The sequence below is a fragment of the Streptomyces sp. NPDC059850 genome, assembly GCF_042731515.1.
Taxonomy (GTDB): domain Bacteria; phylum Actinomycetota; class Actinomycetes; order Streptomycetales; family Streptomycetaceae; genus Streptomyces.
This window is the reverse complement of sequence record NZ_JBHWJI010000001.1, coordinates 111,775-119,488: the sequence shown is the minus strand read 5'-3', so window position 1 is coordinate 119,488 and position 7,714 is coordinate 111,775. Positions and strand designations below refer to the sequence as shown.

Sequence of the window (7,714 nt, the reverse complement as noted above, 5' to 3'; positions counted from 1 at the left end):
GTGCCCGCCCGGCGCCGCGCGCCCCCCTACAGCGCCCCCCCCCCAACCCGCCCCCCCCCCCCCCCGCCCTGTACCACCGGGGGCCCCGCCCGCGGGGGGGGGGGGCCACCCCATCCTCTTGGAGAACACCGTGACCACCATGGCCATTGCGCCTGAGCGGCCCGTCAGCCTGTGGCCCGCCGCTCACGCGGCGGACGCACGCCGTCCCCGCTCCCAGCAGACCAAGCTCGGCGCCAGCGACACCGTATGCGCGCGCCGGGCCGGATACCTTCTGCACGGCCGTACCCCGACCGATGGCGGCGAGAAGCGGAAAGCGATCCTCGGGACCTGGCTGCACGACGGGATACTCGACGCCGCCCGTGAGGAGTACGGCTGGCTCGTCGAGCGCCGTGTCGAGGACCAGACCGTCCGTGGCCACATCGACGCTGTCCAGCTCGACAGCACGACCGCCGCGCGCCTGCCGAAGCGGCTGCGCCCCACACTCCCGGCCGAGCAGACCACTGTCGAGGACGTGAAGACCAAGAGCACGTACCAGTGGGACAGCATCCTGCGGTACGGCGCGAGCGAGGCCGAGCTGCGGCAGGTGTACCTGTACGCCGACCTGCTCGGCACAGAGGGGTTCGCCAGCGTTCGGGGACAGCGGCAGCTCGCCTACCTCGGGCCCGTACCGGTCGGCCGCATCCGCTTCCGGTTCATCAACCGCGACAACGGCGACGACCACATCCAGGAGATCGCCTACGAGGCCGCCCGCGCCCGCCGCGCCCGCTGGTGGGTCCAGCAGGTGCGCGCCGCCGCCACCCCGGAGGAGCTGCCCCGCACCTTCCAGGGACCGGGGATCTCCGTGATCTGCGACCACTGCCCGTTCCGCACCGCATGCTGGGGGCCGCTCGGCACCGGACGCGCCCCGCAGAGCCAGCTCATCCACGACGACGAGGAACGCACCAACGCGCTTGCCGAGTACGCCGAGGTCTCCGAGCAGATCAAGCCGCTCAAGGACCGGCAGAAGTTCCTGCGCGCCCAGCTCGACGGCTCCGAGCCCGGCGTCTACGGCGACAACGCCCTGAAGTGGAGCGGCGGCAACCCGACCAAGGTCGATGACGTCGAGGCGATGGCCACGCTGTACCGCCGCGCAGGGCTGGAGGTGCCGATGGTGCCGGATGCGGCGGCGATGAAGGTGACGCTCAAGGAGGCGGGCATCCCCGTGCCCACGCGCCTGGACCACGACCGGCGGACCGCGGTGAGCATCACCGTCACCGCACGCAAGAAGTCCTGACCGCGCCACCTGGCGGGGGCGGGGCCGACGTGCTCCGCCCCCGCCCCGGCGCGGCGGGAACTGGACGGAACACGGAGAGGTGCCAGTGAGCATCCAACTGATGGTGGTGGCCGCCTACCTGCCGAAGGAGGTGATCAACACGACGCAGAAGTTGGTCCTCATGAAGATCGCGGACTCGGCTGACGATCAGACCAGGCTCGCCCGGCCTGGCCTGGAGCGGATGATGGCCTGGGCGGGCGTGGGGGAGAAGCAGGTCGTCACGGTCGTGACCCAGCTCGTGGGGCTCGGCTTGGTCGAGCGGGTCACGATCGGCCGTGTCGGCCGCCGCGCCGAGTACCGGGTGTTCCCGCACGGTGTGCCGCCCTATCCGTCGACGGAGGAGCTGATCGAGCGCCGCCGTGCGGCGCAGCGGGCTCCGACCAACCCCCGGTTGGCCCGGAAGACCGCGCGCCGGAAACCGTCGTCGGCGGCTCGCACGCAGCAGGACGTCACCGCGCGGGAAGAGGCGCGGTCCGCCGTCGAGGGGGGTTCGGAGCCAGGGTTGCCCCAGGGGAACCCTGACGACGTTCCGAGCAGGGTTGCCCCAGAGGAACCCAGTGGGTTGCCGCAGGGAAACCGGGCGGGTTCCCCGGTGGAAACCCCTTCTCTTCCTCCTTCTTCCTCCTCTCTTCCTTACCCCCCTACCCCCGCGGCTGGCGCCGCAGGGACGCCGGGGGCGGGGGCGGGGGCGCAGCAGCGGGCGGGCTGCCCGAAGCACGCCGAGCCGGTGGGGAACTGCCGGGGGTGCGGCACGAACCCGCGTGCCGGGCGGGAGGCGGCGCGGCGCGAGGCGGCAGACAGCGCCCACCGCGAACAGCAGGACTGGTTGCGGGAGTTCTTCGCCGAGCAGGAACGGCGCGTTGCGAAGACCGACGCTCAGGCCCTGGAGATGGCCCGCCAGCGAGTGCGTGACCTGGCCCGCATGGGGCGTGAGGAGGCGGCCAACTCGCGGCGGAAGCAAGGGCGTTCGCAAGATCGACAACATTGACGCCCCAAGGTACGCCATTAAGATATAAGCATGAGTTCGGAACTGGCCGGACTCACCGAACCTCTTGGAGAACACCTTGACTGACACGCTCACCCCGGCCCCCGACGCCTACGTCGTGGTCGCCGAAGTCATCCATGGTGCGCAGGCCGCCCCGCGACTCGGCGACAGCCTGTACTGCTCGGCCGAGTGCGCCGACCACGGCGTCCGCGAACTCGTCAGCGAGCTGATCGAGGAGGAGGACGGCAGTGGCTTCGTCCTGCCTCACGAAGGGCGCACCATCGGCTGCGTCACTGGGGGCGGCCGGATGTGGTCGGTGCAGATCCTCACCCGCAGCGAACTGCCCACCATCTGACAGGCGTTTCACCTGAGATAGGTGACATTTTTCAACGATGGATTGGCTTATTGCTCATCCATCGCGCACACCCTCTTGGAGACCAGCACATGACCACCACCATCGCGGCTTTGCCCGACCACAACCACCTCACCGATCCGCTGTGGCAGCGCCTCTTCCACGGCTACGGCCACCTCATCACCCCGCTCCGCTACGCGGGCTGGGTCACCGACATCGAGACCGCCGGAGGCGAGTTCCACGTCCGCGCCGACCTCCGGGACGGCACGGAACTGATCATCAGCTCGGAGCACCACCTGCCCGTCGACCCCGCCGAGGTGAACGGCTGGACTGCCGTCCGCCAGGACGTGCAGGACACGAGCAGGCACACCGTCCTCTACAACTCCACGCCCAACGGGCCCCAGGAGCACCACAGCAACCGCCTCATCCCGCTGCTGACCCGCATCGACGGCCTTGACCTTCCCGGTCGGGCACCCCGGCTGATCGTGTCGGCCTCGCACGTCTCGCCGTACGGGGCCTGCCACAACCAGACCGCTGGGACCGAGGGCGCGGCCAGCGCCACCGGCCGGTTCTCGGAGTGGTCGCAGCGGCTCATCGAACACGAGGGCTACCGCCGTGTCTGGCAGCGATCCCAGCGGGACGGCTACCCGCTGGCGCTGTTCGAGAGCGCCGGGCATGTCATGACTGTCCGCGTCACCCGCAGCGATGACTGACCGGCCGCTCAGCGCGCCGCGCCCCGCCGGGAGCGCGGACCAGTGATCTGGCTGGTGATCGCGTGCGCCCTCGGCCTGCTGGGGTTCATCGCCCTTGGCATCGAGGACAGCCGCCACCACCGCGCGCACCGCGCGCACCGCGCCCCCGACCAGTCCTGACCACGGCCGCCCGGCCCCGCCGGGCCGGGCGGCCTTGCCTCTTGGAGACCCCTACCGTGCCCCGATCCATCCACCTGCTGTGCGGAGCGGGCGGAGACCCCACCGGCCTGCGGGAAGCCGGATTCGACCCCATCCTCGGGATCAACCACTGGCAGACCGCCATCGACACCTTCGCGCTCAACCACCCGAGCGCGTCGGCGCGCTGCGCCGACATCCAGAACTACCCCATGCGCTGGCTCCCGAAGGCCCTCCTGCTGTGGGCCAGCGTCATCTGTACCGAGGTCAGCCCCGCTGGCGGGCGCAAGCGACCCGACCCCGTGCAGGACGCCCTGTTCGAAGAAGAGGAGCAGTGGCGCGAACTACCGCCGGAAGCCTTCGAGATGACCCGCGTGACGGCCTGGTGCGTCCTGCGCGCGGCCGAAGCGAAACGGTTCCCCTGCGTCGTCGTGGAGAACGTCACGGAGTTCGTCACCGACTGGCTCCTGTTCCCCGAGTGGGTCGGGGCCATGAAAAAGCTCGGCTACCGGGTCCAGATCGTCTCCGTGTCCTCCGCGCACATCGGCTCGGAGACCAACCCCTACGCCCCGCAGTGGCGCGACCGGATCTACGTGGTCTTCACCCTCGCCGGAGTCCGCCGTCCCGATCTGGCTCCGCGCCCCCTGGCGTACTGCGTCGCGTGCGGGCGCAACGTGAAGGCACGCCAGAGCTGGCGCGACCCGCGGGTGAAGGTCGGCAAGTACCAGAGCCAGTACGACTACCGGTGCCCGAACCGCACCTGCGGCCACGCCCTGGTGGAGCCGTACGTCCGGCCCGCCTCCGACGTCATCATGTGGGACGACATCGGCCAGCGCATCGGCGACCGCGCCCGGCCGCTGGTGCCCAACACGATGCGCAGGATCGCGACGGGGCTCGTGAAGTTCCCCTACGAGCCGTCCGTCGTCACCCTCACACACGGCAAGGACGGCACCGACCGGGCCTTCGCCCCGTACACCCGGCCGATGCCCACCCGCACGGCCAAGCTCGGTGAAGCCCTCCTGGTACCGGTCGGCGGCTCGTGGAACGACACCGCCTCCTCGGCCGCCGAGCCGCTGCGCACCCGCACCACCCGCGAGAGCGAGGCGCTGGTGACCGTGGACCCGTTCATCGTGGAGTTCCGCAACAACTGCGACGCCGCGCCGATCGACGCCCCGCTCAGCACCATCGCCACGGCCCGCCACCACGGCCTCGTAGTGCCCGACCGTGACGCCCGGACCCAGGCCCGAAACACCTTGGTCATCCCGTACCGCAAGGCCGCGCCGAAGACCGCGGCCGAGCCCTTGCACACCCTGTCGACCCGCGACTCGGCGGCCGTCGTACGCAGCGCCCCCGCCATCGAGGACTGCTACTTCCGCATGCTCCAGCCCCGTGAGCAGCTGTCGGCACAGCGGTTTCCCGAGACGTACGCCGTCGTCGGCACCAAGGCCGCGCAGACCCAGCAGGCGGGCAACGCCGTCTCGGTCAACGTCGCGCGCTGGCTCGGCGAACGCCTCAAGCGCGTCCTCGCCTGATCCCACCCCGAAGAAGAAGGGACACCCCTGCCATGACACCGGCAGCACACGACCATGTGAGCATCCTGGCCCAGCAACGCGAGGACCTGTCGCTCGCGCTCCGCCGAGCCGAACAGGCTCACTGCCTGAGCATCATCGACCACCTCGCGGCCAAGATCCGGACCCGCTGCCCCGAAGCTGCCTACATCGCCTTCGACCGGGCTGGAGAACACCGCGCCGTGACCGTCTACGGGGTGCTCGGCGAGCAGCCGAGCCCGCTCGGAGCCTGCCCCTGGCTGTGGGACGGCACCGAGTCCGGTCATCCGCTCAACGAGATCGACGCCGACATCACCTTGGACATCGAGTACGCGCTCCTGCCTCCGACCTCACCGGTGTGGGCGTTCGTGCGGCGCGACACGGGCATGGACGGCAGCTGGCTGCTGGAGCTGCCCCCGGTCGACCGCGCGGCCCGCGTGGCCGAGCTGATGCGCGGGCGCCATCCGGCGGCGACCGCGATCATCGTGGACGGCCGCGCGGCCGGCGTCCGCGTCGTCAGGGTCGTTGAGGACTGGCCTGACGACGACCCCCAGACGCGTGCGGTACGCCCCCGGCTCAGCCGCGCGTGCGACGGCGCGCTCACCCGCCTCGTAGCTCAGGTCCTCCTCCTTCCGCCGCTGGCCGACCGTCACCTCATGCCGGTGCCGGGCGGCTTCGTTCACTCACACGGCGTCAGCACCAGCGATCAGGTGCGCCTGATGCCGCTGCCGTCTGCCTAGCGCGGGGGAGGAGCAGATGAGCGGCAACGGGTGGGTCGGCGAGGCCCCCTGCGCCGGGGACGCCCGCTTCACATCCGAGGAGACGGCGGCCGACCCCCCGACACAGCCGCTGGTCCTCTCCCTCCTCGCGATCTGCCAGGGCTGCCCGTTCCGGTCACAGTGCATCGACCTGGTCATGCCGAGCACGAGCCTGTTCGACGGCGTGTGCGGCGGGCGGCTCTGGCAAAACGGGCAGGTCCTCGCGGCCTGCCAGGGCGCGCGGACCGCCGAACTGCGCGAGCGCGGGCGGCGCCCGATCACCCACGGCACCGAAGCCGGAGCCCGTGCCCACAACCGGCGCGGAGAGACCGCATGTTCCCTGTGCCTGGAGGCCGGACGGCTCGCTCAGCAGGCCCGCCGAGACCGCAAGCGCACCTCCGGCACCTGAACACCACCCCTACAACTCCTGCGGAGAAACACCATGTTCACCATCAACGCCCGCGACCTGGCGGGCATCCTTGACCAGGTCGCCCCGCACCGCCTCCGGGCGGACGACGACGCCCGCGGCCAGGACGCCGTGATCCTCGACTGCACCCCCGGCCACCTTCATGCCGTCGCGTGCAGCGACCGGACCCTGGCCGTCGCCCGCACTCCCGTCGACGGCGGCGTGTGGACGGCGCCTGTCGGCTACGACGACGCCGCTGCGCTGCGCGGATGGCTGGAGTCATCCGATGCGGTCACCGTCGAACACGTCATCACTGGCGGTCACCAGCAGCTCCGCTTCACCGAAGGCGTCGCCCAGCTCACCGTTCCCGCCGCACCCCACGTCGACGGCCTGCCCTGGCGCGAACTGCTGCATCTCGCGCTCCATGCCCGCGACGACGCCATGGTCCACGGCCGAACTGTGCAGCTCAGGGCGACCGACCTCTGCCTGTGGCGGAACGCCGGAGGCAACGGCGAGGCGATCGAGTTCCGCTCCCTGGGAATTGCGGGCACCTTGGTGATCGCCGGGCCCGACTTCCTCGGCTTCCAGATCCCGGACGACTGGGACAGCCCGGCGCCAGTCAGGGGATGGGCCTCGTCACTGCGCCCCCGCCTGTTCTGCTTCGCCGGACAGAACTTCGAGGTCGGTACGCGCTACGCCGACTGCACGGGGACGACGTGGGTCGTACCTGCCCGGCCCGGCCCCGGCGAGGAACCGCGGCTGATCTCCGCCGACCACGCCGCCGTCGCCCTGCCCATCTCCCAGATTCTCGCGGTCGGCAAGTACCTCGTCCGCATTCCCCACTGAGCAGAAATAGGTGCCATTTATGAATCCGCTCATGCCTTCTCGTGGCGTGGCGTGCGACCACGACACGGACCACGGCTACGGACTCAACCCCTTGCCCTCCGCGTGGCGCGCCCGCCCCTCAACTCCTGCGGCCCAGCCGAATCGAAAGGAATCTCCTGTGAACAAGGCCCAGCTCATCCAGGTCGTCGCGAAGACGACCGGCAACCGCGCTCAGGCGGCGCTCGCCGTGGAGACCGTGCTCGACGCCATGGTCCGCGCCGTCACCGCCGGTGAAGCCGTCTCCGTCACCGGCTTCGGCAGCCTCACCCCGGAGCTGCGCCCTGCCCGCACTGCCCGAAACCCGCAGACCGGCGAGCACGTGCACGTTGGTGAGCTGCGCTTCGTGAAGTTCCGCCCCGGCGCCCGGTTCCAGGACCTCGTCGCGGGCCGCCGGACGATGCCCGAGTCCGGCAACTGCATCCAGAAGGACCCCAAGACTCCCAAGGCCGCCCGCCCGTAACCCCCGCACACCAGGGGCCGCCCCCGCCAGCGCCCGGGGGGGCCCGCGGCACGAGGTAGGGACATGAACGGCCACGCCGGGGGGGGGGGGGGTTAAAAAAAAAAAGCAGGCGGCGGGGTTGG

Annotated in this window: 9 protein-coding genes; all 9 read left to right on the top strand. The window is 70.9% G+C overall.

The annotated features are described in order from the left end of the window. The first annotated feature begins 139 nt into the window (after nucleotides 1-139). The 9 genes from ACFV9T_RS00605 (at nucleotide 140) to ACFV9T_RS00565 (ending at nucleotide 7,592) form a co-directional block, all read left to right on the top strand. Nucleotides 140-1,273, top strand: a complete 1,134-nt coding sequence (locus tag ACFV9T_RS00605; protein WP_385435885.1) for a PD-(D/E)XK nuclease family protein — start codon at nucleotides 140-142, stop codon at nucleotides 1,271-1,273. A gap of 85 nt (nucleotides 1,274-1,358) precedes the next feature. Further along, complete coding sequence (locus ACFV9T_RS00600; RefSeq protein WP_385435884.1) at nucleotides 1,359-2,300, top strand: helix-turn-helix domain-containing protein; 942 nt, start codon at nucleotides 1,359-1,361, stop codon at nucleotides 2,298-2,300. A gap of 76 nt (nucleotides 2,301-2,376) precedes the next feature. After that, a complete protein-coding gene (locus ACFV9T_RS00595; protein WP_385435883.1) occupies nucleotides 2,377-2,652 on the top strand; it encodes a hypothetical protein in 276 nt (91 codons plus the stop codon). A gap of 89 nt (nucleotides 2,653-2,741) precedes the next feature. Beyond that, nucleotides 2,742-3,362, top strand: coding sequence for a hypothetical protein (locus ACFV9T_RS00590; RefSeq protein ID WP_385435882.1), 621 nt, complete (start codon nucleotides 2,742-2,744; stop codon nucleotides 3,360-3,362). Nucleotides 3,363-3,577: 215 nt separating this feature from the next. Further along, a complete protein-coding gene (locus ACFV9T_RS00585; RefSeq protein ID WP_385435881.1) occupies nucleotides 3,578-5,068 on the top strand; it encodes a DNA cytosine methyltransferase in 1,491 nt (496 codons plus the stop codon). 32 nt (nucleotides 5,069-5,100) lie between these two features. Then, a complete protein-coding gene (locus tag ACFV9T_RS00580; protein ID WP_385435880.1) occupies nucleotides 5,101-5,823 on the top strand; it encodes a hypothetical protein in 723 nt (240 codons plus the stop codon). 16 nt (nucleotides 5,824-5,839) lie between these two features. Next, a complete protein-coding gene (locus ACFV9T_RS00575; RefSeq protein ID WP_385435879.1) occupies nucleotides 5,840-6,250 on the top strand; it encodes a hypothetical protein in 411 nt (136 codons plus the stop codon). Between the two features lie 33 nt (nucleotides 6,251-6,283). After that, entirely contained in the window at nucleotides 6,284-7,093 is an 810-nt protein-coding gene (locus ACFV9T_RS00570) for a hypothetical protein (protein WP_385435878.1), read from the top strand. 157 nt (nucleotides 7,094-7,250) lie between these two features. Further along, complete coding sequence (locus ACFV9T_RS00565; protein WP_385435877.1) at nucleotides 7,251-7,592, top strand: HU family DNA-binding protein; 342 nt, start codon at nucleotides 7,251-7,253, stop codon at nucleotides 7,590-7,592. The last annotated feature ends 122 nt before the right edge of the window (nucleotides 7,593-7,714 follow it).

Bases quoted from the DNA above. Each gene is read 5' to 3' on its own strand.
- ACFV9T_RS00575 (WP_385435879.1), top strand. From the start codon at position 5,840: ATGAGCGGCAACGGGTGGGTCGGCGAGGCCCCCTGCGCCGGGGACGCC.
- ACFV9T_RS00605 (WP_385435885.1), top strand. From the start codon at position 140: ATGGCCATTGCGCCTGAGCGGCCCGTCAGCCTGTGGCCCGCCGCTCAC.
- ACFV9T_RS00570 (WP_385435878.1), top strand. From the start codon at position 6,284: ATGTTCACCATCAACGCCCGCGACCTGGCGGGCATCCTTGACCAGGTC.
- ACFV9T_RS00580 (WP_385435880.1), top strand. From the start codon at position 5,101: ATGACACCGGCAGCACACGACCATGTGAGCATCCTGGCCCAGCAACGC.
- ACFV9T_RS00590 (WP_385435882.1), top strand. From the start codon at position 2,742: ATGACCACCACCATCGCGGCTTTGCCCGACCACAACCACCTCACCGAT.